Below are 23,262 nucleotides of genomic sequence, written 5' to 3'. Positions count from 1 at the left end.
TTAAGCATCCACATACATCTACTGCGGATTCGCTTGCCGCCAGTCATTAAGCATCTGTTTAGATTTGGAGTCAATATTTCCAATCGTCTTGTCTAAATCTTGACTGCCTGAACTGAACCGGATAATTTCATCCTGCACGATACGATCTACGTCCGTGAAGGAAGGAATCCATGGCTCCAAATATTTCTTGTAATTTTTAGAATTTTCGCTAATCTTCTTGATGATATTGAACTGCGGGCTTTTCACCAAAAATTCCTTCGTTTCAGGCAACTCCATAGCCTTGGTATTCATCGGATAATAGCCTGTGTTCATGAACCATTTTGCCGATACCTCTGGGGTTGCCAGGTATTTCAAGTAATCCCATGCTCCCAGCAAACTGTCTTTATTCGCCCGGTCAAAAAGATAGACAGCAGAGCCGCCGATACCAGTTCCGCTCGTGCTCGTCTCGTTAACACGCGGCAATTCTGCAACCCCTACATCAAACAAGCCTGCGTCGATAATATCCTTTTTAAATCCACCCATCGAAGCCGTAGACGCTGGAATCATGGAATACAACCCGGATTGAAATCCTTTCGTAGGCGCCGGATCCGTAAATTCTGCTCCTCCGGTTGCAAGTACCTTCTGCCATTCGGTCAACAATGTTTTCAACGTGCCGTCGCTCGTCATCGTCATTGTAGTAGGCGTACCAATCCGCCCTTCTTCCTTATCAAATATGTATTTATTCTCGCCCTGCATCGGAATCCACGTCCCAAGCAAGAAGAAGCGCAGTTGTGCACTAATACCGTAACGCGTAATCTTGTCACCGTTTTTCACGGTAAGTGCCTGCACCGTTTTTGCCAGCTCTGCCAGTGTTTTCGGCGGATTCTCTGGATCTAGTCCTGCGCTGCGGAAATGGTCCTTGTTATAGTACAACATGATGGATGAATTCGAAAAAGGCAATCCGAGCATTTTGTCATTGTACTTGGCGTATTGCAATGCATTCGGGTTCAAGTCGCTTGCATTTAATCCGGACTTATCCCGGTCGATAAAGTTCTGGACAGGAACGATATATTTGGAATCCTTCACATCGAAAATCCCTTTGGAGCTGAGCTGCATAATATCCGGTAATTCTTCCTGCGAACCCGATCGAAGAACAGCCGCCAGCTTGGTTGATGCTTCGTCATAGGTACCCTGAAAAACCGGCGTAATCGTGATGCCCTTCTCCTTGCCGACCGTTTCATTATAGGCTTTGGCCGTACTTTCGATATTCGTCGCAGCTGCACCTGTCATTGAGTGCCAAAAAACAACGTTAACAGGAGCGCTCGGCAACAAGCTTTCTTGGGCCAGAGCACTAGGTGCCGACGCAGATTCTTGTTCTTGTTTGGTAGAGCATGCTGTAATAACGGAGAAACATAGGGTTAGCATGAATAAAACTTTCAACTTGTTATACATGTTTCAATATCCACTCCTATTTATTTTCTGTTTAGCTCACTACTCTGCGCAGACTGAAAAGTTTCTTCACTTGTTCATTCCTTATTAAGCTTCCGAGCTGCTGCTCGCCATCGACAGTAAATATTGTCCAACCTGGTAAGAGTAACCGGCTGTCAAATCCTTCAATTTCTCCGGCATACCGTTATTCATCTTAATCTCGTAGACGAAATCGCCCTTGTACCCAATTTCGTTCCATAGCGGCATAATAGATTTCCAGTCGATATTCCCGAGAAAAGGAAGTAAATGATCATCCGCCAGCCCCTGATTGTCATCAACATGCAACGAGATAATCCGTTTGCCTAACAATCGAATTGGGCGAAGCTGACTTCCATATGCTCTGTTAGCGTGTCCGATATCCCAGCATACGCCGACTCGAGGATCATTGTAGGAATCCGCCAATTCGATCAACTCTTCGGCTGTTACGCCAAAACGCCGCCTACTATTGGCGTCGAACATGTTTTCAAATGCCAAATTAACATTTAACTTCGCAGCTTGCTCCATAATGGGATCATAAACTTGATGGTTCAGCCGGAGATTGGCTTCCATGCTATGTTCATCCAAGCTCATTTCCGTCAAGGGATGAAAGACTGCTGTCTTCACACCCAGAACGCTGCTTGCGATCAAAGAGCGGCGGGTAATCTCGTTAAAGAATGCTTCCTCTTCCGAACCTGCAGGGTAAAGTTTGTTCCCAGGCAAGTAGGGCGGATGGGACTGGCAGAATTCCACGTCGGCCTTCTCAGCTGCTTCTTTAATTCGGTAAAGTGCGACTTCCCAATCCGGACCGTTCAGTTCGGTTTTATTGTGAATCATCGCACACATGTTGAGGTCCAGTACGGAGAAACCGGCATTTTTGCATCTTTGGATGGACTCCTCATATCCAATGTGCCCGTCTCCTTCGCTTCGTTCTCTAAACAAGCTTGTCATTGTTGCCAAGCGCATTTGTTAGACCTCCTAAGTCTTTTTTATTTTTGGAACGGTTGAAATTTTTCCGATAAAATGATTGTTTCCGTTCGCTCTATTCCAACTTATCATTATTCCATGCTTGGAATAAACCGATTTTGGTTAACTGGAAGTAAATAAATTGTGAATTCCACCGCCAAAAATTTACATCTGGCGGTGAATAGTTAATTCCCTTACCGAATTTCGCTCGATCAATGTGGGATCCAGCTTTAGCGATACTTCTTGGGCATTCTTGTTATGCATACGATTCAGCATCGCAAGGCATGCCGCTTCACCCAGCTGCCTTTTATGTCCATCGATGATGGTTAACGCTAGTGGTGAATGCGCAGTAATGATCGATTCTTCGTAACCCATAACGGAAATATCTTCCGGTATTCTTACGCCTTGCTTGTACAAATATCGAATAATCCCCATGGTGATCCCATCGCTACCGCCAAAAACCGCATCAGGTCTGATTCCCTGTTCCCACAACTCACTCATCGCTTCGTAGCCGCCCCTGCCGGTATACGCACCATGAATAACATGCTTTTTTTTCTCTTCCGGATGACCATCCTCGTTAAAGGCTGCCGTAAAGCCCGCCAGTTTTTCTATGGAATTTACATTATCTCGAGGTCCATTCACAAAAACGATCGTGTTGTGTCCCTTCTCCAGCAAATGCTTCGCGGCGAGATAACCAACCTGGTACGCGTTGACGGATACGGAATCGACTCCCTCATAGGTACGGCCGATAATGACGACATATATATTTTCCTTTCGGAGACTCTCAATAAATTGACTGTCGAACAAGCCCCCAATGATGAATACCCCGTCTACACGCTTATTCTTGACAATGTTCGGCAGCTTGTCACGCATGGAGAAACGTTCTGTAAGCAACGTGTAATCCGTATTTTTCAATCCCTCATTGATGCCATAGCTGACATCGAAAAGCAGTGTTTCGGGAATAGACTCGAATCCGTAAGACAAGTTTTCCTCTCCCGAGGTTACAAAGATCAACCCGAATGTCCCTTTTTTGCTTGTAGTCAGTGCGCGCGCAACCATATTAGGTACATAGCCCAGTTTGTGGATGGCTTGCAGTACCTTGTATCTAGTTTCCAGCTTGACTAGATTGCTCCCGTTAATGACCAATGAAACTGTGCTTTTGGATACGCCAGCCTCCTCGGCTATATCCATAATCGTGACACCCATATAAGCCTCCAATCCAATATCCAACTATTAATAACTATTTACAATATATACTACCCACTTATGTGAATTGTTAGCTGAAGATCAACTCTATGTTAAATCTCGCCCGTCCAATTGACAACTTTTTTTAGTGTCATGTAATATGATCTAGTGTTGCAAGGTTGTTTGTTTAATGGTCCATGATTGGTTTTAATCTCAAATTGGTTCAAAATCGGAGCGATGGAAATTGATTTTGGAACGCTCCAAATTCAGTTGATCTTCGACCGCCTATTAAAAATGTTCGGAGGGTTCTCGTCTCATGGCCAAATTCGTGTCTTCACCAATTAGCAGTAGTATTCCATCGTTGCCACGCACGGTAACTAGCAAGCGCAAGCGCAGAAAAGATATATGGAAGGCTTATCTGTTCGTCCTGCCTATTATCCCGTTTATTCTCGTATTCGACTACTTTCCATTCTTGCGCACCTTCATCTACAGTTTATCGAGTGTCAGTGCACAAGGCAAAATAATCAGGTTCGTCGGATTAGATAATTATATGAACCTGTTCGGAAGGCAGGAATTTGTAAACGCGCTGCTCGTTACCTTGAAATTTACGGCTATGTATGTTCCGCTTGCCATTATCTGTCCATTGCTGCTTGCTCTAATTGCTGCTCCTAAGAATCCGTTTGCCAAAACCAGTCAGCTGCTGTATTGCATTCCAATGGGTGTTTCCATGGCGGTGACTTGTTTAATATTCGAACAATTTTTTGGCCGCACAGGGCTCTTGAATTATTTGCTTAACTTGCTTGGCTTATTGCAGAATACAACAAATATAAATTGGTTGCAGAACCCGACGTGGGCGCTGCCTTCCCTTGTGATCCCGATGGTCTGGACCCATATGGGCTTCGACTTCCTGCTCATGCTGGCTGCGGTTCGAAATGTTCCGCAGGATTTGTTGGAATCGGCCGAAATGGATGGCGCCGGCTATTGGAAGAAAACATTCCGCATTACGTTACCTCTGATATCGCCTACCTTATTCTTTGTTATATGCACGCAAATTATTGTCGGGTTAACCATGGTCGCCCCTGTTATGATCTTAACGAAAGGCGGTCCGCTTGGCGCTACATCGACTCTAATCTATTACATTTACACCTCAGGATTCCGAAGCATTAATTACTCACTTGCAAGCACAGCAAGCATTTGCGCCTTTATCCTCACATTTATCTTCCTGTTGTTCAACTTTCTTTATGAGAAAAAAGGGGTGGTATACGAATGACGTACAGTCGAAATTTGAAACCGTACTTGGCATCTGTCCTTAAATTGCTGCTTGGTTTAATCGTAGCATTTCCAATTTTTTATGCCCTCATGGCTGGATTCAAAACACAAAGCGAGTTTGGCACGTTCCCGCCTTCGATCCTGCCGCATAGCTTTGCATATTTGGACAACTTCCGAACCGTTTTGTTCGAAACTCAAATTTTGCGCTTCATGTGGAATTCATTCTTCGTAGCCATTGTCGTTACCGTCGTACGACTCATCCTTTCCAGCTTGGCTGCCTACGCTTTTGCCTTTTTCAAGTTTCCCGGAAGCAATTTCTTATTTTTCTTTATTCTTGGCACGATGATGACCCCGTCGGAAGCCTTATTGATCTCTAACTTCATTACTGTCAGCAAGCTGCACCTGTTAAACAGCTACCTTGGCATTATGATTGTGTTCTTCGTATCCGCCACTCAAGTATTCATGTTTCGCCAATACTTCAAAACGGTGTCGGGCACTTTGCGGGAAGCCGCGTTTCTGGATGGCTGCGGCGACTTCCGGTTCTATTCCAGAATCTGTATCCCTGTTTCCATACCGATTATAACTTCGCTTGGCTTATCATCGTTCGTCGGCGTATGGAACACTTACTTATGGCCGTTGCTGGTCACTACCAAAGCGGAAATGCGCACCGTACAAGTAGGCATCACGCTGTTGACCGCCCATGAGGGATCGAACGATACCCTTGTTTTTGCCGGGATTGGGATTATCTTGATACCATCCATTTTGTTTTTCATCTTGTTTCAGCGAAATATGGTGGGCGGCATTTTCAACGGGGCTGTGAAGGGGTAATCATGAATCCTCTCCTGGATAAAACAAGCCCATTCCGATACACAAGCTCCCGGAGTTCATGAGGACCCGTGTCACTCAAGTACTGAGGTAAGTCCACTATTAGAGGGGGTATTTGGGGTACATTAACTTCTAGAAGGCGGCTAAAAGAAATGCTTATAAGCAGTCAAATGAAACGATTACTGCTCATGAATGCAGTATCAATCGTTATTTTTAACTACATTGGTATATTCGTCAATTTATTTATATGGGAAAAGAACAACAGTATCTCCGAGGTGGTATGGTTCAATCTAATCATGTTTATCACTTGGACCTTTGGGTTTGCGGGGGGTTACAGATTACTAACCAGCTACACGACCCGTGTATTGATTCGAATAAATGCGTTCTGCGGAGCAATAGTTTTCCTTCTTTTATCGGTACTGGAACTGGATAACAGATTTCTATGGATCACTATTATCTCCATTCCTATCGGTATCATGTGGGGATTATATGCCGTAACGCAGAACATTACATTGAGCATGTATGGGAAAGGGAAGGATTTCGAGCAATATTTCTCAATAGCCAATATTATTAACCAGCTCGTCTCAATCGTTAATCCGATAGCCTTTGCTCTTATTATCAAATGGATTGGTTACTCTGGCTCCTTTCTGCTATTGATGCTGTTTGTCGCTTTCTTACTGACAGTTTCATTCCATATTCCTTCCATTACCCTCTCCGGCCAATCGGAGCGACTATTCCACCGTATTCAATTTCGACTGGTGTTCTCCAGCAGTTCTCTGCGTTGGATGGTTCCGTCCTTTATGGCGACTGGTATATTTTTGCAGTTTCAAGTTTTGTTTTCTTTAGTGTTTACGTTTACCGTATCCGAAGACAAATTGGTTATCGCGATACTGAATGTACTGAATGCTTGCTTCGCCATGGGGGCTATGTTCATGTATAAGCGTTTGAAAGTCCGTGAGGGAACTTGGCTCGCCATCGGTATGATTTTTGTTTCGGTTGGTATTCTTCTGCCGTTATTACCTAAGGCCCCCCTTCTTATCATTTCAAACATTTTAACAACCATCGGTATGTTTTATTTTGGGACGGTTTGGAACACTAGACAATTCAGAATTATTACTAAGCAAACAGCCATTCAACAAGCTCATATTTTTTTATGGCGAGAATGCTTCTTGAATGCTTCCAAAATACTATTGCTTATATTAGCCTTATCGGTAAAGGAGATTCATGGAGGAACGTTTATTTTATTAATTTTGCTAGCTCTCGTCTGCGCTCTAATGGTCCCGTATTTCTCCGGTAAGAGCACCGAGATGTTCGAGAAACAGCCTTAGTGAAATTTCTGAACAGTACTTCCGTGAACCCGTAACGAGGTAACTTTCATCCGGTACCCATAGTCCGGACACGGTGACTAATAAGTTTTGAAGCACAAGAAACCAGCAAACTCAAGGTTTGCTGGTTTTTCTTTTAGAATCGATTTACAAATAAGTTTAGAAGTACTTTTTACAACTCAGTCGCAACAACCAAGCTCCAGTAGCCCTCAAAGCAACTGCTAGGGCAGCTTAACTTCAAATTCGCTCATATAGTATAAGGTGGTGTTGGATATGTCAAATTCGAATTCGGCAGATTCAGCATATTTGCCGCTATTAACACTTATCAGCATGGGCAATGGTTTATGCCCTTCAGGCAGCCATCTGGCTGTCGCTTTGTAACGCCCGATTGGTATATTATCGATACCCGCGCCGTCTCGGACGGGGCCAGCGTGCTTAATCAACTTTTGGCCTGTGCTTCCGTCAAGCAATGGACCGACAGGCATAAGTGTTATTTCAAGATCGCTCATATCGAACTCAGGCAGACTATCATCCAATGATGAAAAATTGGGATAAATAAATATTTGACCATCAAACTTTTTCCAAGTGAAATCTCGGACAGCTCCTGAACTCCCCGCAAGAGGACGGTCGACGTCAGCTGTTAAATGGAAGGTAAAACTCTTGCCGTTAAATTCTTTGGTAAGGTCAGCGCCCATTCGCCATGTTGTTGTAATTTGCGGTAATTCAATCCGATAGTGTCCTGATTCATCCGTGACTCCAAGGATATTGCTGTTGTAAAGTAAGGTATTATCCGCAAAGATTGAAACATCTGGTACTGGATGGCCATTCGCATCACGTACATAACCTTTAACAACATAAGATTCAATCTCCTCTTTAGACGGAATGGGCACTGGATCTGGTATTGGATCTGGTATTGGAACTGGAGTTGGATCGGGATTAGTCACAACATCAGCATCTTCAATTTGGATCGTCGCAACATTGCCCACGCGGGAGTAAGAGACTTGGTAACCGCTATTCTCCACCACGAAACGCAATGGAACCAACGTGTTTCCATTAATAATTTTGGCAGGAATATCCAATTTAACGTCTTTTCCGTTTACTTTTGCAGTCATACTATTAATCGTTAATTCTATAGATAAACCGTCTTTCGTTCCAAGCGCCTGTTGAATATTGCCATTCTCAACCCATTTCACTGTAAAACCAAGAGTTTCAAAGAGTTTGCGGAATGGAACTAGTGTTGAACCATCCAGTATAATAGGCTGGGCAGCGTCAAAGTGAAGTTCTTGGCCCTTGAGAAATACACGGATTGTCGGCCCTTCCGTAGGGGCAGGTGATTGTGGCGGTATTGGAATTGGAATCGGTGTCGGTGTCTGCTGTGTCGGACTTGGAGTCGATGCTGGAGTTGGCGTAGTTGATGGCGGATTTTGGGAAGGTGTTGGAGCTGGTATAGACGAAGTTCCTGTCCCTCCCGATTTCATCGGCTTGTTATATTTAATCGGTTTGGAAACAATCGTACCCTGCGGAGTCTCGATTTCCACTATATAAGACTGCGTTTCCTTAATTGTTCCATTGTTGCTAGCATACAAGTCAAATATAAGCTCCCCATTGAACTCACCAACAGGTTCTTTTACATCTTTTCGAAAACCTGGGTTAATGATTACACTCTCATGGGTAGTGCCGCTTGATGTTGTTACCGTTTTATCCTGGACAATGCCGAGTAGCCAGCCGGTGGTAACGTGGTTTGTTCTCCACACTCCCTGAAAATTGTCTTTGCCGTAATCATCCGTAGAACGAAGTACAACCGAATTAATAATCGTTTTCTGAGCTAAGCTCAGAATCAACTTGAAGTGGCCATCTTTATTGCCCTCCGGCGTGAAGTCTGCTGCGCCGACAACGTCTGAAGCAGTATCCAACAAACTGAACTCCTTGATTTCAGCACCGGTAGGTGTCGTCTCACCAAAAGCAGACGCGATACCGGCAAATGTAAGCAGTCCAGCCAACACCGAGCTTATTAGCAATGATTGCATTTTATTACGTGTATTAGACATCATTTTTTTCCTCCCTCAATGTCATACCAATTTGGTAGTCTTTAAGTTTTTTCCTGTATAGATTAGAAAGCCCATTCCTACATAGGATAGACCCCAGAAGAAGGCGAACCACTTGTCGAGCCAAGGAAGTCCGAATGAAACCAGCATAATGACCAGCAGGATCACCGTCCAGAGCGGAAACACTTTTGCGCGGAAGGTTAGAATCGCAAGTAAAATTGTCCCCAGTAGCATCCCCATGCCTGAAACCCCTCCCATCATACTTGCGAATGCTCCTTCTTTCGCGTAAAAGCCATATGCGAACAAACCATAAAAATTAGATGCTACCAATAAGTTCCCGATCATGAGGAGTAAGGCTGAAATAAATCCAAGCACCCCAGTTTCACGAGACTGCGCCATGTAAAGCGCGATGGAGCTGACGGCCATCAAGATACAGGCCGCAAATCCGCAAATAACCTCCGGCGTGCTATCATCTCCCCAAATGAGCGACGATGGCGTCATACCCATTCGGATGATTCCCGCCAATACGCAAAGAAACCCAAGCCATTTGACAACTCTCTCCAATGTCATTCTTTTCATCCTCCAATTTGTTTTCGATTTCTTGAAATAAGCATAACAAACCTGTATTCCTGTTTTGGAGAGTAGCTCCTCCTAGGTATGGCGGGAAGTTTTCATAGGTATTTTCGGGAAATGATTTTAACTGCTATTCAGAAAACGAGGGATTTGATACGATAGACATGAAAATGTTCCTTTGGTTGACTTGTTCGGTTGACCTCATTTTTATCAAAAGAATATGTGTATTCCTGTTTCTGGGGGGAGCAAATGTCAGTACCGAATCCGACAAAGCGAGATCGGCCGTTCAAAGTAGAAAAGATAGGTCCTATATGGCTTTTGCAATTTTTTTCTGTCATTTTTAGTATCGTAACCTTTATTTTCTTTATTAGTGCTATTTCCAAATACTACGAAACTCTACGCACTAAATGTGTTTTGCAATTATGCGGCCCCATGTCTCCAGCACCACCTACAACAATAGAAGCTCTAAACCGCTATCATTTTACGCCCGATACCTATGCGCTTACCTTCGTCGTTATCGATTGTGTGCTTCCAGTTCTCTTTTATATAGCCTCGGCTGTTATTATTTGGAAATGCAAGAGAGGGGTTATGGGTTCCATTGCTCTGCTTGCCCTCGTGGCATACGGAACAACCTTCCCCTCATTAGTCGATATAGCTTCTGAGGGAATTCCATTATGGGAACGATGGTATGATGCCGTCAGGGGGATTGGCTGGATTTCTCTTTTCTTGCTATTTCAGCTTTTTCCGACGGGTCGGTTTTCACCGTCCAGAACTTATTACGTTTTTATCCCCTTTTCCATAGTGCAAATCGTTAGTTTCGTATTCCCCGGTACCGTATTCGATTTAGAAAATTGGTCGGGTATGGCGAGAATTATCTACTATTTATCAGCTATTGGTACGATGATTTATTCTCAGTTTTACCGATACATAAAAATATCCTCGTCAGAAGAGCGGCAACAGACAAAATGGGTAGTATATGGCGTTTCGATTTCTTTTCTAGGATTTATCGGGGTAAGCAGTTTGATCGTTTATCAGGTATTTGCCGACAATCCTATATCATATATTTATTTGAATGCATCTCTTCATGTATTTGTTGCCCTCATCCCATTAACACTTACATTTGCGATTCTGCGGCACCGGTTATGGGACATTGATCCGCTTGTTAACCGAACGATTGTGTACATTGCCTTATATCTTTCTATTGTCCTTATTTACTCTCTATCCGTCTTGTACTTAAGTCGTATGTTTCAGACTAACGGGAACATCATCATTTCACTGATAGCGACATCTATCGTTGCTTTTTTATTCATGCCTCTAAAACAAAGACTGCAGCGCATCGTTAATAGGATGATGAAGGGCAAGCACGATGACCCGTTTGCCGTTCTTGCCGAACTGGGGGATCACCTGGTCAAACCGATTGATCACGACACATTGCTCGATATTATGGTCAAAACAATTCAAGATGCCCTTCGACTCCCCTACGTCGGCATTTCAATCAGGATCAACGGACAAGAGAAACTTATGTCTGCAGCAGGAAAGACAGTGTTTGATGTTCAGGGTATCCCGATCATTCATGGCGGAGAGGAGCTCGGCAAACTGCTTCTTTCCAGCCGTTCTCCCGGAGAAGTCTTAACATCGGAGGATCGCAAGTTACTGGATGTCCTTGTGCGGCAAGCAGGACAGATTGTTCACAGCGTGAACATGACCAGCGATATGAAGCTTCTTGCCAGAGACCTGCAAGACTCCCGCTCTCGTCTCATCCATGCCAGGGAAGAGGAACGGCGACAAATTCGCAGAAATCTTCATGACGACCTTGCCCCCCGTTTGATGTCTTTAGCCTTTAATGTGGCAGCGGCAGAGCAATATATTGGGAAGAACCCCAATAAGGCTGTCGAGTTGCTTGGAGAATTACGGGTGACGATCCGCTCGACGGTTGATGATATTCGAACCATGGTTCACGACTTTCGTCCACCGACACTTGATGAGTTTGGCTTGATAGGCTCAATTCAGGCACGTATTGAAGACACGATCAAAACATCGGAACAAGTGTCTGCATCCCTGCATATTTCCTCTTTGCGTGCAAAATTGCATATTCCTCAAGAGCTTCCCGATTTACCGGCAGCGGTAGAAGTGGCAGCCTATCGCATAGTAACAGAGTCACTCGTAAACATCGTAAAACATGCGAACGCTACAATTTGCGACATCTATTTACAGATGAATTCGGCGAATGAATTGCGAATAGAAGTCATAGATAACGGGATTGGTATTCCCATCCACATCAAGCCAGCAAGCAATGGAGGTATCGGTTTAACATCCATTCGCGAGCGTGCACAAGAGTTAGGCGGTCAATGTGTCTTTGAACGATTGGAGTCTGGCGGAACACGCGTAATCGCACATCTGCCATTCTCACATAAGGAGGAATAGGTTTGAAGATCCTACTAGCGGACGACCATCCGTTATTTCGCAGCGGCGTAAGAAACTTAATTCAGACAACGGATGATTTGCAGGTAATCGGGGAAGCAGCTACAGGGGAAGAGGCCGTTGAGATGGCTGTTTCCCTGCATCCGGATGTTATTGTTATGGATGTTAGGATGCCCGGTATCAACGGGATTGAAGCTACAAGAATCATTAGAGAAAAGCTCCCCGATATGAAAATATTAATTGTAACCATGCTGAAGAACGACAAATCTGTCTTTACTGCTATGCAAATGGGAGCAAGAGGCTATGTCCTAAAGGACGCAGGAGAAATGGAGCTATTGCAGTCCATTCGTATGGTTGAAAGTGGCGGAGCCGTGTTTAGTTCGGACATCGCGGCACGCATGATGCATTATTTTATGATGCCGCAACAATCACAACCTGCCAACCCCGCTCTCTCCGAACTAACCGGGCGTGAAAGAGAAATATTGGATCTTATATCTGATGGATATACGAACCTACAAATTGCCTCACGTCTTTCATTGAGTTCGAAAACTGTCGCCAATCATGTCACAAATATCTTAAACAAACTCCAAGTTGCAGATCGCCACGAAGCCAAAAAGCTCTTGAATAAATCTCGGGATTTGTTTGGCGTGGAAGATAGTTAGTGAGTATTCACTGAGTTACGAAAATGGCTGGTGTTCGGTGACAATTAAGTTTTGAAGTTGTATTCAGAGCGGAAAAAGCTGAATTGCAAATAAGTTTAGAAGATAGTCATTTAATTCATTTTTGCACCATGCGAAAGTGTAAACAACACTGCTTGCTCTGTATCCATTCGTAACCCCTTGAGTGTGAGGGATTTGAAATCCACACCATCCATTTTAGCTCCCCTTACATCGGCTCCCTGTAATTTCGCTCTAGCTAGCATTGTTCTCGTAAGATCACAATTTCTTAAGTCAGCTTTTTCTAAATTTGCTTCAGTTAAGTCAGATTCATAAAATTTAATTCCACGCAAATCTTGCTTAACCAGTCTGGCATTTCTCAAATTCGTATAAGACCAATCCCCTTGGAATATGGTGATTCCATCCATATTGGCACTGGAAAAATCTGAACCCGTCATTTTGCAGTTTTCAAACTTCGAAACAAATAGATTGGCTTCGGCAAAGTTACAATTCTCAAACGCAGATTCTTTATGAACGGAGCTATTTAGCGAGGCACCCCGAAAATTACATTCAACGAAACGACAGTTTCTCGTTGTAATTTCCTCTAACGATCCGTTAGCAAATGTGCAACGATGAAAAGTGCAACTAATTAGCTCGCCATACCTCAAATCTTGATTACAAAAGTCTATTCCTTCATAATTTTGATTGATATGCTCAAACATGATACTCCTCCTTTCCCAATAGTTGATATATCAACTATTGGGTGTACGTAAATCATTTTTTCATATTATCTCGCATCTTAATTAGAAGCCTTCGTAATTCACTCATTTCTTCAAGTGAAAAACCTGTTTCAAGTACATCAATAGTTCCTGAAATACAAGGTATTACATTTGCAGCTAAGCTCTTACCTTTATCTGTTAATGATACTTTAAAGTAACGACGGTCATAACTATTAGTAATTCTGTGCATTAGACCTTTAGTTTCAAGGCTCACAATCATCCGAGTGATGCTTGATTTATCTTTTCTTAAAGCGAAAGCAATCTCACCTTGAGACAACCCATCCCGTTCATTGAGCAAAACAATTATAAAAGCTTGTTCAGGCGTAATATCATACGGAGCTAAACTTTTAGTCATGTGCATAGCTATATCTAATTTGGCATCATGAATTAAGACAGCAATATTATCGAGTAAATCCATTTTGTAATCACATCCCATGAAAGAATATACCAAAGTAGTTGATAAGTCAACTAAAATAGTATTATTTCCATATAGGTAGTATGAATTATTGAGCATAACTGTCCGATAGCTTAATGCAATAAGGAGCAGTTGCCACCGAGGCTACTGCTCCTTGATCGCTGAACTAGCTTATTTCGTTAGTTTAAAGCTTATAAACGCAATAAATATAAACATAAATCCTATACATCGAGTAATCACAGGGAGCTGCACGCAATCATACAAGCACCTCTTCCTACGCTTACTAGTTTACTTCAAACATTATTTGTTACTTCAAAACTTATTTGTCAACTAATAGCTGCTGGCTGCTTAACCGCCCATTGACTTTCCCTCTCCCACGTAATAAAATATTTTTACGTAACATAATCATTGTACTGGAGGCATCCTCTCCATGCTAAACGATATTCAAGACAGGTATTACATCGAATCGCCCGAGCAAGCTACTGTACTGCTTAACCCCATACGTGGGGAGATTATCGCACAGCTTCTGGAACCAGGCTCTGCAGCTGAAGTAGCTCGAACGCTTGGCGAGACCGCGCAGCGGATCAACTATCACTTGAAGGCTTTGGAAAAAGCAGGTTTAGTGCAGCGAGTCGGCACGCGTCAAGTACGCAATCTGGTCGAGGTGCTGTACAGATCCATTGCCAAGACCTTTGTGCTTGCTGATTGCCTCAGCATGAAGCCCGAAACTGTGCAAAAGCTGAAGGACCAAAGTTCGCTCGCCCATCTAGTCACAACCTCAGAGAGAATAAGGCGTGACGCCATGCTGCTCATGGAGCAATCTGATGTTGGAGAAGAAATTCCCAGTGCTACGCTGCAGCTGCAGGTTCATTTGTCCAATGAGCAGCAGCGACAGGCCTTCATTGAGGAATATGCTGCCATGGTACAGCAGTTAGTGGAACGCTACCCTGCCGGCAAAGACAAGAATGAAGCCTATCAAGTATTATTAGCCGTGTATCCGAAACCGAAAGAATGAGGAGGACACCTGCGATGAGTCAAGAACATGAGCAAGAGCAAGAATCAAAAAGAGAACAGAAGAACACAACGCCAGGAACACCTGTTATCACATGGGAGCGCCCTGCAGAGCGCGTAGTTCCTAACAAATCAGATAGCCAAGTGATCTCCATCGACGACTATCGCCGCCAGAGCATATCTGAGTCAGAAGCTACCTTCACTGTCCGTGAATTCCATTCTCAGGGTGAGGAACCTGTCCGTCTTCTCATCATTTCCTCAGGTTTTGGCCAAAAACAGCCTGTTTACCGTCATACTGTACAAAGCAGAGCCGCATGTTAACAGGAATAAGTTACTCTCAAAATAGAAAGGATGAATCCTATGAGCTTCATACCTATGGTCGTTGAACAAACCGCGCGAGGAGAGCGCTCTTACGATATTTATTCCCGTTTGCTGAAAGACAGAATTGTCTTCTTAGGAACAGAAGTGAATGATCAAGTAGCCAATGCGATTATTGCCCAGCTATTGTTTCTTTCCGCTGAAGATCCAGAGAAAGATATCTCACTCTACATTAACTCCCCCGGAGGATCAACATCGGCCGGATTGGCAATCTATGATACGATGAATTTCATCAAACCTGATGTATCTACTATTTGTGTGGGAATGGCGGCATCCATGGGCGCGATTCTTCTTACAGCCGGTGCGCCAGGCAAGCGTTTTGCCCTTCCAAATGCCGAAGTCATGATTCATCAACCTTGGGGCGGTGCTCAAGGGCAAGCCAGCGACATTCATATTCGCGCTCAGCATATTCTCAAAACTCGCCATACACTTAACCGTATTCTTGCAGAAACGACGAAACAGCCGATTGAGAAAATTGAGCTGGATACGGACCGCGATTACTTTTTGGATGCCGCGGATGCTAAGACTTATGGTCTGATTGACAAAGTCATCGAGAAGATCTAACCTCGCGTCCAAGAGTTTAGGATACTGGGAACTATAGTCCTGATAAAGCAAAGGGAACTGTGATCCGCTATTCGCGCGGTTTTAAGTGAGATGAGGCCACCCCGGGGCAAATAAGACCCTGTAGTTCTGCAGGGAACTGAAATTAGCCGATTTAGCCGTACTGTAGTTTCCTCACGCACATGAATAATACGGATTACCTGATAGATCGACAAAAAGAAGAGGCTGTCTCATAAGTAGGAAATTCTACTTTCGGGACAGCCTCGCTGTGTTATATGGCTACTTTAACTTAACACTTAAACTTAAAGCTAAATTTAAATCTAAACTCGGATAAGACCTTCCCTCGAAATCGTCAACTTCTCCCAGCCGTTGTCCGTAATCAGGTACGTGTCCTCAACACCAACCACTCCGCGTCCCGGGAAGGTAAACTTCGGCTCGATCGCGATGACCATGCCAGGCGCCAGCGGGTATTTAAAACCCTTGGCGAGAACCGGCAATTCGTCGATCTCGAGCCCGATGCCGTGACCAAGGAACTTCACTTGGTCGGCGCCGTACCCCATGAAATGGGCGCTCAGCCCCGCTTCCTGCACTTGATCCAGCGCGAGCAGATACAGATGCTCGGCAATCATGCCCGGCTGCAGCTTAGCCTCTGTGGCGCGGAGCACCTGCTCCGCCACGTCGTAAGCCTGCTGCAGCTCAGGGTCCAAATCGCCGATCACAAGCGTGCGCGTCTGATCGATCAAATACCCGTCGACCATGCAGCCAATGTCGACGAGGATCGGTTCGCCGCGCATAAGCAGCGCGCGGCCTGAGCTTTGCGGGCTGGACGGGTGGAGCCCCGTGCCCCCGGCCGGCCCGTCGAAATAGGTGGGCACCGCTGCCGCCGCGCCTGTCGCGACCATTCCGGTGATTAACTCGGAATTGTACGCGCGCATGCGCATCAGCCCTTGGTGCCCGCGCAGCCGGAGCTGATGCTCGATGAGCGCCATCAGCTCAAACTCCGCCATCCCCTCACGAATGTGAGGGATGACCGCTTCCAGCGCCGCGTCGACAACGCGCGCCGCCCCCCGAATCGCCGCGACTTCGTCCGGCGATTTGATCATTCGCTGCTCGCGCACGAGCAGCGAGCCATCCTCCCAGGCAGCGCCGGGCAGCGCCGCCTGGAGCTTCCCATACAGCTGGACGGGTAACACGTCCAGCTCGGTCGCGATCCGCAGCGGCGCATCCGCCGCGGACCCGCTCGCGCAGCGCGCGCGAAGACGCTCAGCCAGCGTCTTCCAAGATCCCAGCGCTTCCACGTCCGCTGACGCTTCCTCCTCCGCGCGGATCAAACTGCGGCGAACGAGGTACAACGCCTCGCCCTCCGCGGGGATGAACAAATACCCCGTCTGCATCGAGCCGCAGTAATAATATATATCCACATGATGGGTGACCAGGAAGCCGGACCATCCTCGCTTGATCATCTCACCCTGAAGCCACAGCTGCCTTTGCTGGAAAATCGTCATTCGTACCTCTCCTCACAAACTCCAAGAATGTACACCTCATCTGCTATTATACATTCAAAATACCATTTCTGCCGAACACTTAATCCTCCAAGTAATCGGCTGCAAAACGGTATACGTTCTCGGGAAATCCAACCGAATGAACATAATCACCCCTGGTCGATCCAGCGTAACCGAGTAACCGTAGGCGGAGTTCGTATAGGTATAAGGAAACACCTCCCCTTCATTAACGATCTTAAAGAGTTCCACCACCACCTCGTCTTGTAAAAAAGTGTCCGGCAGCGGATGATTAGCCGCATCCAGTCTTAAATTTGCCTGTAAATATTGCAGTGCCACAGTCTTTGCCCTGCTCTCATCTATAGCATGGATACCCTCAGCCAGCTTCACTTGATCACTTTGCTGAGCGGCCGCATGCACTGCACGGTTAAGCGCATGCTTCCCATGAAAAACCGTGTGCATGGCAAGCTCTTCATCCGTTTGCAGCGCATACATCGACATAAACACAACACTCATCAGCGCCATGAATAGCAGCTTATACACAACATCCCCTCAACCTTCAAGGCACATACTCACTCATCTTCATGCCGCTGGCCCCCATACGGTCAGTTTCCGCAGGAACAGTTATCCCCACCAATTGATCAATAACAAAAAGCCGATGATACGGGTAAGTCAGCTTCAAACGTAACCCCGCTCCCCTCCAAACAGGAGCACTCGCATTCGTTCCCCCCGTCCCTGTTGTGGTTTCGATCGTATAGACGAGATCCCCTGGCATAAATCCTCTTTCCTCCATACGGTCCCTGGACTCTTGAATCATCAAGTTATCGATGTACCCATGCCTGCCGTTAGCGCCGATTTCCAGTAGATAATCAACTTCTTTTTGCAACACAGCCTGGCGAACAATAACGACATGCTTATACACTGGTGCGAACATGAACCAACAGAGCATAGTCACAAGTAGAACGAACACCAATAGCTGCTTCATGGATCAATCCGTTCTATCGTTCCATTAATTCTGGCACCGCCGTTATTCACCTGCTTGCGTGTTCCCGTACTTCCTCCAACCACATTGTTATAAATAACAATTACAACCATAATTAACATCACTGTCACTAAAATCGACCTCACTGCCTGCCCCCTGCATGAAGATTAAGGCCTTAATGCCGTAATATCCGTATTCGCTTGCGTACCATGCGTCGAAATATTCCGCCTTAATCCTGTCGAACCATCATTAACAATTGATGTAAAGAGGAATGCAACCACAATCAACATCATAACGGTAACTAAAATATTTCTCATAACGCGCCACTCCTTTAGTTAATTGCATGAAATAATCGTTGACCTTCGGCAACCCAAGGGTACATAAATACCCGAAACGTATTCAAGATTGGTAGTCCGGCAAGCACAAACAGCACGTAAGAAACCGCTTCTTTTTTACTTTCTCGAACCAAGTCCATCTTCTCTTTATAGTCCTGAATCCTTTGCTTGAGCAGCTCATAATAACTGGCGTGCTCATTCAATCTGAGTACATTCAAGGTCTCCCCGAAGCTATGCGCTTCGTCCGTTCCCAACCTGATTTTGAACTGGGCAATCGCCGCTTCCGAGCCTTGATACCATTCATTGAGCAGAAGCCCGAACTGCGTCCGAATAGAACGAGTTTGAGCGGCGCATAATGATAGCTTAGCGTGCAAACTCATATGCGAATCATTGTAATAAAGCAAATGATGACTAATGACGTAAATTTCCCGCACAATGCGATTTGCTCTCTTTTCCTTCAACTGTGCCAACACTTTTTTATCGAAAAACAAGAACAGCAACATACAGAACGCCCCGGTTAACACATAGATAGGCTCAATATACAAAGTTAGCACTGGATGCTGTAAGCCAGCATACCCTAAAGTCCCCATAAGAAAAGCTGCCCCTAGCAGCATTCTTCTACCTCCTTCGTAGAGACCGGCATTCAACCGAATGCCACAGCCTAACAGCAGCTGACGCTTCTCTTCCAGCACCTTTGCCTTTAGCCCTAAGCATTTGAACAACCATTCAGGAAGCTTCCTCTCTCGAAGCACGCTCAAAACTTGAGACGTCCTCCACCTATTAGCCCGAACAGGCACAAGCATAATCCCGTGATAAACTACCGTCATGATAAGCCCAAATAGGAGCACATTGGATGCAATCTGAATCATTTCAATAGACCCTCACATTCTTCGCATTGAAAGATAAATCCCCATGATAAAAGAGACGAATATGAGCAAAAGCGCATCCAAGATCATATTTCGTCCGCCAGGGTCCAAAATATAGTATAAATAGGCATTGTCAGCGTTTACTTTGAAATTAATGAACAAAAATAAGGCAAGAAACAAAATCGGCGTAAAATTGGCAATACGAATCTCCAAAAGTCGATTTCGTTCTATTTGATCGAATCGCTGCGCCTTTCGCATGTCGATGATTAGCTCTTTGAAACTATCACCTACAAAACTTCCTTCCGTCAAAGCCACACGCATAATACCAATGAAATACTCAGCCCATGCATGACCCAATGTGAGTGAAAAAATGCGCAGGCTTTCCTCCTTATCTCTTTGTGTCATCAGATTACGATACAGCTGTTCAAATACAGGCTTAATCGGATACAAAATCCGGTTTTCCTCCAAACAATATTTCAGTGCCATTTTTATATTTTTATGAGGATCTACCATATAGTATTGATAAAATACTTCTACAGCTGGAAGAAACTCGAGTCGGGTTTGCAGCCTGACACTGACCAGTTTAAGTCGAAGCAGCACATAGGGCAGCGACACGCAGATGCAGGTCAAAATCAAAACCCCTTTTACCGATTGAAAATACAAGCTTCCCGCCAAAACACCGACTAAAAATAAGACAAAAGTTACCACTAGCATCGTTTGTAAACTCATGCCTAATTCGACGGATTCCATCATCTCCTTTACATGCTTAATCAATCGACTTCTGTTGCCCAAATATTCGCTGAAACGATTGCCGAACGAAGACATTTTGACATAATGCAGCCTAAATCTGGCTTTGCGCTGTCGGATTAGTACGTGTAAAACGGATCGCACAGCCAGAAATACGACGATAAACAGCAACACCAGAAAGGCATATGTAGCGAAAATCATGCATTACCCGCCTTCTTTCTCAATAAAACCGAGCTTCATCAACAAAGCATACCCCTCAGGGTCAGCCTTACTGATTTTCCGCGATGCAGGTTGCGACAATTTCCCGGGAAATTTCCATTCCTCTGTCGACTTGTCATAAGTTGCGAGTTCCGTTACGCAAACCTCCTCATTTTCGTACCGATATTCGACGATCCGCACAATCTTTCTTTTCCCGTGGACAACGGCCATCTCCATCCCGATTTGTGTCACAAATGCCGTGATTCTTTTCGTCAAACGCAAAGGGTCCATTCCCCTACCATCCAGCATGCACATATCCGTAATCGCATCGGGCACATCCTCTAGCTCACTTACGTGAACGGAAGTGATGCTGCCTTCATGACCTCGCGTACAAGCTCTGACATAAAGATTCGCATCCTCATCTCGAATTTCAGCGTGACAAATCCGTTTCGGTGATTGCCGCAATGCCAGCTTAAAAGCCTGCAAACCGGAATGCCTCGGATCTTCCTCGTCAATTTCGTATTCGACGATATTTTTGTAAGGAAAATCGCGCTTCAAATTTAATTCAAACCGCGATTCGATTGTAATAATCCTTTCGTTATGATCCATTTCAGCAATAATCGCTTTAATAAGATTCGTTTTACCCGAGTTCGTGGGACCAATAACAACTATGTTAAAATAAGAACGGATCAAACACCGAATCAATTGCTCCATTCGATGATTCATCGTGGCAAGCTCCGCGGAAGCCAGAATCGCCAAATCAAACCTCTGTACCGTGTAAAAACGAATCGTCAAAGTCGGCTCTGCCGTAAATCCGAAGCCGGTCATCGTCACTCGCGATCCATCCCGCAGCACGACCTCAGCCCAGCGCTTTCTAGGATTCAGCGTATCATTGTTAAAAAGCACCAAATTTTGTTGAATTCTTTCTAATTCACGTACAGAAGGAAGCACGTAAGCGGATGGGATCGCATTCCCGCCACGCACCTCAAAGATCTGCCTCCCCACAACCTGAATCTCTTCAAGTCCCTCCTTATGCTTCAATACCAGCTCCAGTACATTCATTCCGATAATTTCTGCAAAAATCGCCTCCGGCAAAGTCGTATATCCGCTGGTCCGAGGAGGTATACCGGTAAGCCTTCTTTTGGCAACGAGGTCATGAATAACGGCAAGCAGCTTCCCTCGATCCTCTTCATAACCAAGAATGGCGCGATTCAGCGTCTCATTATACAGTTGTTTTTCTGCCTCAGTCCTGCCTTTCATCATCACAAGCTCACTGCGTATATCCTGTACCCACTGATCAAAAATCACATCTTCCTGTGCGGGCTGCGCACCAGCCTCCTCTCCTAAATCGCTGTAACTATCTCTAGTTCCTGTCTCTAATCTAACCATTTTCTCTGTGTTGAGGCTGCTTTCCCCATATGTTCCCGTATCAAAACCTGCTCCTACGACCTTTTCCTTCAGTTTTCGTTCATGCATATAAGTAATAATCGAAAACCTTTCCTCATTCACTCCTTTCACCCCGCCTCCGTGTCGTTAACTTGCCGTTTTTCTCCCTGCCATCAGCTTCTGCAGCCATGTAATTTGTCGTACCGTCTCCTTCCTGGGCAGCTTATACAAGTCGGCTAATTTGGCCGCAACTCCCTTAACCTCCTCATACATCGGATGACTCGGGGTCAGCATATCGAGCAGCTTGCCTTGATTACAACGAGAAAGCGCGTCCCCATGCTTAGCAATCTGTCCGATCAAATGCAGCTGAGTTTCCTTGCGAATATCTTTAATCGTAAACTCGTTATGTCTCGAATGACGTTCTGTCTGAACGGCCATTAACTCAAAACCATCCGGCTGCAAACCAAAAACCGAACCAACCTGCCTAATCCACCGTGAAAAATCTTCTTGAAAATGAGCAATATCCGCTGTCGTAACGACAACCTTGCTGTCAGACTCCAATAGCCCACAAACAGTCGCCGCATTATCCCAATAGGCATTAACCTCTATGATGCAAATGTCAAAAGCCCTCCGGGCCACACGCAGCAAATGTATGATTTCCGATGGCGAAAAGAACTCCGCTTGCTCACGAAGCATGTTCCCATACAGGACATACAGACCGTGGGCTTCCTTCGGTTTATCACAAACGAGCAGCAGCCTTTCCGGCGTCAAACTTTGAGCTTTGAGCTCTGCGCGCAAGCCATCGAGCGTAAACCCGTTCTCGTCTCTCCCTAAATAGCGGTGGAGCTTAGAGCTCTTTAGATTCAAGCATACGTATCCCACCTTCTGTGACGTCTCCGCAGCCAGCGAATAAGCCACACCAAAAGAGGCCAAGGTCGTCCCTATATTTGGAGTGGATCCAATAAATGCAACTAATTTACCTACAGGCTGTTGGTACCTTAGATCTCCCCCGAACCCGTCCACCCAAGCCCGAATGTCATCGGCAATGACTGCGGTACTGCGCCCCGGCTGGATGTAATCCAACCTCATGAGCTTGCACATTTTCACATACTTCTCGTTGATCGTCACATCATGATAGTTGGAAAGCAAAACAATGATTTTCAAGTCTGGGTTTACTTGCTGCAACCCTTCAAGGAACTCCTCCAAATCGCCAAAATCAAGCTCTCGATCAGAAATAATTACATGTGAAAAAGTTAATTCCGTTAAATTGCTGATCAAATCTATCGCTGTTGATGAAATCATCCAGTTCAATGGTTTTCTATAAACGACATGAATAATTTCGTCTATTAATCTTTGATCTGTTGAAAGTAATCCGATATTCATTCCTCATCCCTCCT

At 45.1% G+C, this 23,262-nt stretch carries 24 protein-coding genes; 8 read left to right on the top strand and 16 right to left on the bottom strand.

The features are described from left to right. Positions 1 to 18: 18 nt before the first annotated feature. The 3 genes from AC58UW_RS26330 to AC58UW_RS26320 all read right to left on the bottom strand — a co-directional run bounded on the left by AC58UW_RS26330 (position 19) and on the right by AC58UW_RS26320 (position 3,615). Positions 19 to 1,431 (bottom strand): ABC transporter substrate-binding protein, encoded by a 1,413-nt coding sequence (locus tag AC58UW_RS26330; protein WP_497423524.1) that lies wholly within the window; start codon positions 1,429 to 1,431, stop codon positions 19 to 21. Positions 1,432 to 1,515: 84 nt separating this feature from the next. Further along, complete coding sequence (locus AC58UW_RS26325) at positions 1,516 to 2,409, bottom strand: sugar phosphate isomerase/epimerase family protein (protein ID WP_497423523.1); 894 nt, start codon at positions 2,407 to 2,409, stop codon at positions 1,516 to 1,518. Positions 2,410 to 2,574: 165 nt separating this feature from the next. Next, complete coding sequence (locus AC58UW_RS26320) at positions 2,575 to 3,615, bottom strand: LacI family DNA-binding transcriptional regulator (protein ID WP_497423522.1); 1,041 nt, start codon at positions 3,613 to 3,615, stop codon at positions 2,575 to 2,577. 295 nt (positions 3,616 to 3,910) lie between these two features. On the opposite strand from AC58UW_RS26320, the gene AC58UW_RS26315 reads away from it, so the two are divergent. The 3 genes from AC58UW_RS26315 (at position 3,911) to AC58UW_RS26305 (ending at position 7,016) form a co-directional block, all read left to right on the top strand. Then, positions 3,911 to 4,864, top strand: coding sequence for a carbohydrate ABC transporter permease (locus AC58UW_RS26315; RefSeq protein WP_497423521.1), 954 nt, complete (start codon positions 3,911 to 3,913; stop codon positions 4,862 to 4,864). Then, positions 4,861 to 5,691, top strand: coding sequence for a carbohydrate ABC transporter permease (locus AC58UW_RS26310; protein WP_497423520.1), 831 nt, complete (start codon positions 4,861 to 4,863; stop codon positions 5,689 to 5,691). Before AC58UW_RS26315 ends, AC58UW_RS26310 begins: the two co-directional genes overlap by 4 nt. Before the next feature lie 185 nt (positions 5,692 to 5,876). Then, a complete protein-coding gene (locus AC58UW_RS26305) occupies positions 5,877 to 7,016 on the top strand; it encodes an MFS transporter (RefSeq protein ID WP_497423519.1) in 1,140 nt (379 codons plus the stop codon). A gap of 218 nt (positions 7,017 to 7,234) precedes the next feature. On the opposite strand, the gene AC58UW_RS26300 is transcribed toward AC58UW_RS26305, so the two are convergent. After that, entirely contained in the window at positions 7,235 to 9,061 is a 1,827-nt protein-coding gene (locus tag AC58UW_RS26300) for a stalk domain-containing protein (protein WP_497423518.1), read from the bottom strand. Between the two features lie 21 nt (positions 9,062 to 9,082). Next, entirely contained in the window at positions 9,083 to 9,628 is a 546-nt protein-coding gene (locus tag AC58UW_RS26295; RefSeq protein WP_497423517.1) for a hypothetical protein, read from the bottom strand. A gap of 435 nt (positions 9,629 to 10,063) precedes the next feature. Between AC58UW_RS26295 and AC58UW_RS26290 the strand changes: the two genes are divergently transcribed. Both AC58UW_RS26290 and AC58UW_RS26285 read left to right on the top strand, forming a co-directional pair. After that, positions 10,064 to 12,055 carry an ATP-binding protein gene (locus AC58UW_RS26290; RefSeq protein ID WP_497423516.1) on the top strand — a complete coding sequence of 664 codons (1,992 nt, stop codon included), beginning with the start codon at positions 10,064 to 10,066 and terminating at the stop codon, positions 12,053 to 12,055. A 2-nt stretch (positions 12,056 to 12,057) separates the two neighbouring features. Beyond that, positions 12,058 to 12,714 carry a response regulator gene (locus tag AC58UW_RS26285; protein WP_497423515.1) on the top strand — a complete coding sequence of 219 codons (657 nt, stop codon included), beginning with the start codon at positions 12,058 to 12,060 and terminating at the stop codon, positions 12,712 to 12,714. Positions 12,715 to 12,824: 110 nt separating this feature from the next. On the opposite strand, the gene AC58UW_RS26280 is transcribed toward AC58UW_RS26285, so the two are convergent. Then, positions 12,825 to 13,430, bottom strand: coding sequence for a pentapeptide repeat-containing protein (locus tag AC58UW_RS26280; RefSeq protein ID WP_090823728.1), 606 nt, complete (start codon positions 13,428 to 13,430; stop codon positions 12,825 to 12,827). 52 nt (positions 13,431 to 13,482) lie between these two features. Continuing rightward, on the bottom strand, positions 13,483 to 13,905 hold the full coding sequence (locus AC58UW_RS26275; protein WP_497423514.1) for a MarR family winged helix-turn-helix transcriptional regulator: 423 nt from the start codon (positions 13,903 to 13,905) through the stop codon (positions 13,483 to 13,485). A gap of 427 nt (positions 13,906 to 14,332) precedes the next feature. Between AC58UW_RS26275 and AC58UW_RS26270 the strand changes: the two genes are divergently transcribed. The 3 genes from AC58UW_RS26270 to clpP are packed head-to-tail and all read left to right on the top strand — an operon-like array spanning position 14,333 to position 15,855. Beyond that, on the top strand, positions 14,333 to 14,917 hold the full coding sequence (locus AC58UW_RS26270) for an ArsR/SmtB family transcription factor (RefSeq protein WP_497423513.1): 585 nt from the start codon (positions 14,333 to 14,335) through the stop codon (positions 14,915 to 14,917). A gap of 14 nt (positions 14,918 to 14,931) precedes the next feature. Further along, complete coding sequence (locus AC58UW_RS26265) at positions 14,932 to 15,234, top strand: hypothetical protein (protein ID WP_497423512.1); 303 nt, start codon at positions 14,932 to 14,934, stop codon at positions 15,232 to 15,234. Positions 15,235 to 15,273: 39 nt separating this feature from the next. Beyond that, positions 15,274 to 15,855: an ATP-dependent Clp endopeptidase proteolytic subunit ClpP gene (gene clpP / locus AC58UW_RS26260; RefSeq protein WP_497423511.1), complete on the top strand. Its 582-nt coding sequence runs from the start codon at positions 15,274 to 15,276 to the stop codon at positions 15,853 to 15,855. 317 nt (positions 15,856 to 16,172) lie between these two features. Here clpP and AC58UW_RS26255 read toward each other — a convergent pair whose 3' ends face one another. Genes AC58UW_RS26255 through AC58UW_RS26215 form a run of 9 tightly spaced genes read right to left on the bottom strand, consistent with a single transcriptional unit; the run spans position 16,173 to position 23,248 of the window. Next, complete coding sequence (locus AC58UW_RS26255; RefSeq protein WP_497423510.1) at positions 16,173 to 17,357, bottom strand: M24 family metallopeptidase; 1,185 nt, start codon at positions 17,355 to 17,357, stop codon at positions 16,173 to 16,175. 54 nt (positions 17,358 to 17,411) lie between these two features. Beyond that, positions 17,412 to 17,894, bottom strand: coding sequence for a hypothetical protein (locus AC58UW_RS26250; protein ID WP_497423509.1), 483 nt, complete (start codon positions 17,892 to 17,894; stop codon positions 17,412 to 17,414). 16 nt (positions 17,895 to 17,910) lie between these two features. After that, entirely contained in the window at positions 17,911 to 18,336 is a 426-nt protein-coding gene (locus AC58UW_RS26245; protein ID WP_497423508.1) for a hypothetical protein, read from the bottom strand. Continuing rightward, the gene (locus AC58UW_RS26240) at positions 18,333 to 18,479 is read right to left on the bottom strand and encodes a hypothetical protein (RefSeq protein WP_497423507.1); all 147 of its coding nucleotides are present in this window, start codon (positions 18,477 to 18,479) and stop codon (positions 18,333 to 18,335) included. Before AC58UW_RS26240 ends, AC58UW_RS26245 begins: the two co-directional genes overlap by 4 nt. Positions 18,480 to 18,500: 21 nt before the next feature. Continuing rightward, entirely contained in the window at positions 18,501 to 18,650 is a 150-nt protein-coding gene (locus AC58UW_RS26235; RefSeq protein ID WP_164819826.1) for a hypothetical protein, read from the bottom strand. A gap of 14 nt (positions 18,651 to 18,664) precedes the next feature. Then, positions 18,665 to 19,537 carry a hypothetical protein gene (locus AC58UW_RS26230; RefSeq protein ID WP_497423506.1) on the bottom strand — a complete coding sequence of 291 codons (873 nt, stop codon included), beginning with the start codon at positions 19,535 to 19,537 and terminating at the stop codon, positions 18,665 to 18,667. Positions 19,538 to 19,549: 12 nt separating this feature from the next. Then, the gene (locus AC58UW_RS26225) at positions 19,550 to 20,482 is read right to left on the bottom strand and encodes a hypothetical protein (RefSeq protein ID WP_497423505.1); all 933 of its coding nucleotides are present in this window, start codon (positions 20,480 to 20,482) and stop codon (positions 19,550 to 19,552) included. Positions 20,483 to 20,485: 3 nt separating this feature from the next. Further along, positions 20,486 to 21,955 (bottom strand): ATPase, T2SS/T4P/T4SS family, encoded by a 1,470-nt coding sequence (locus tag AC58UW_RS26220; RefSeq protein ID WP_497423504.1) that lies wholly within the window; start codon positions 21,953 to 21,955, stop codon positions 20,486 to 20,488. Between the two features lie 57 nt (positions 21,956 to 22,012). Continuing rightward, positions 22,013 to 23,248, bottom strand: a complete 1,236-nt coding sequence (locus tag AC58UW_RS26215) for a CpaE/TadZ family protein (RefSeq protein WP_497423503.1) — start codon at positions 23,246 to 23,248, stop codon at positions 22,013 to 22,015. Between the last annotated feature and the right edge of the window lie 14 nt (positions 23,249 to 23,262).

It is taken from the genome of Paenibacillus sp. J22R160 (assembly GCF_059692135.1).
This window is presented reverse-complemented; position numbering and strand designations above follow the sequence as displayed.

Coding starts and splice junctions, on each gene's coding strand:
- AC58UW_RS26245 (WP_497423508.1), bottom strand. CDS start 18,336: ATGAAGCAGCTATTGGTGTTCGTTCTACTTGTGACTATGCTCTGTTGG.
- AC58UW_RS26295 (WP_497423517.1), bottom strand. CDS start 9,628: ATGACATTGGAGAGAGTTGTCAAATGGCTTGGGTTTCTTTGCGTATTG.
- AC58UW_RS26325 (WP_497423523.1), bottom strand. CDS start 2,409: ATGCGCTTGGCAACAATGACAAGCTTGTTTAGAGAACGAAGCGAAGGA.
- AC58UW_RS26280 (WP_090823728.1), bottom strand. CDS start 13,430: ATGTTTGAGCATATCAATCAAAATTATGAAGGAATAGACTTTTGTAAT.
- AC58UW_RS26320 (WP_497423522.1), bottom strand. CDS start 3,615: ATGGGTGTCACGATTATGGATATAGCCGAGGAGGCTGGCGTATCCAAA.
- AC58UW_RS26290 (WP_497423516.1), top strand. CDS start 10,064: ATGTCTCCAGCACCACCTACAACAATAGAAGCTCTAAACCGCTATCAT.
- AC58UW_RS26230 (WP_497423506.1), bottom strand. CDS start 19,537: ATGATTCAGATTGCATCCAATGTGCTCCTATTTGGGCTTATCATGACG.
- AC58UW_RS26300 (WP_497423518.1), bottom strand. CDS start 9,061: ATGTCTAATACACGTAATAAAATGCAATCATTGCTAATAAGCTCGGTG.
- AC58UW_RS26330 (WP_497423524.1), bottom strand. CDS start 1,431: ATGTATAACAAGTTGAAAGTTTTATTCATGCTAACCCTATGTTTCTCC.
- AC58UW_RS26310 (WP_497423520.1), top strand. CDS start 4,861: ATGACGTACAGTCGAAATTTGAAACCGTACTTGGCATCTGTCCTTAAA.
- AC58UW_RS26275 (WP_497423514.1), bottom strand. CDS start 13,905: ATGGATTTACTCGATAATATTGCTGTCTTAATTCATGATGCCAAATTA.
- AC58UW_RS26215 (WP_497423503.1), bottom strand. CDS start 23,248: ATGAATATCGGATTACTTTCAACAGATCAAAGATTAATAGACGAAATT.
- AC58UW_RS26225 (WP_497423505.1), bottom strand. CDS start 20,482: ATGATTTTCGCTACATATGCCTTTCTGGTGTTGCTGTTTATCGTCGTA.
- AC58UW_RS26235 (WP_164819826.1), bottom strand. CDS start 18,650: ATGAGAAATATTTTAGTTACCGTTATGATGTTGATTGTGGTTGCATTC.
- AC58UW_RS26315 (WP_497423521.1), top strand. CDS start 3,911: ATGGCCAAATTCGTGTCTTCACCAATTAGCAGTAGTATTCCATCGTTG.
- AC58UW_RS26270 (WP_497423513.1), top strand. CDS start 14,333: ATGCTAAACGATATTCAAGACAGGTATTACATCGAATCGCCCGAGCAA.
- AC58UW_RS26265 (WP_497423512.1), top strand. CDS start 14,932: ATGAGTCAAGAACATGAGCAAGAGCAAGAATCAAAAAGAGAACAGAAG.
- AC58UW_RS26220 (WP_497423504.1), bottom strand. CDS start 21,955: ATGCATGAACGAAAACTGAAGGAAAAGGTCGTAGGAGCAGGTTTTGAT.
- clpP (WP_497423511.1), top strand. CDS start 15,274: ATGAGCTTCATACCTATGGTCGTTGAACAAACCGCGCGAGGAGAGCGC.
- AC58UW_RS26305 (WP_497423519.1), top strand. CDS start 5,877: ATGAATGCAGTATCAATCGTTATTTTTAACTACATTGGTATATTCGTC.
- AC58UW_RS26255 (WP_497423510.1), bottom strand. CDS start 17,357: ATGACGATTTTCCAGCAAAGGCAGCTGTGGCTTCAGGGTGAGATGATC.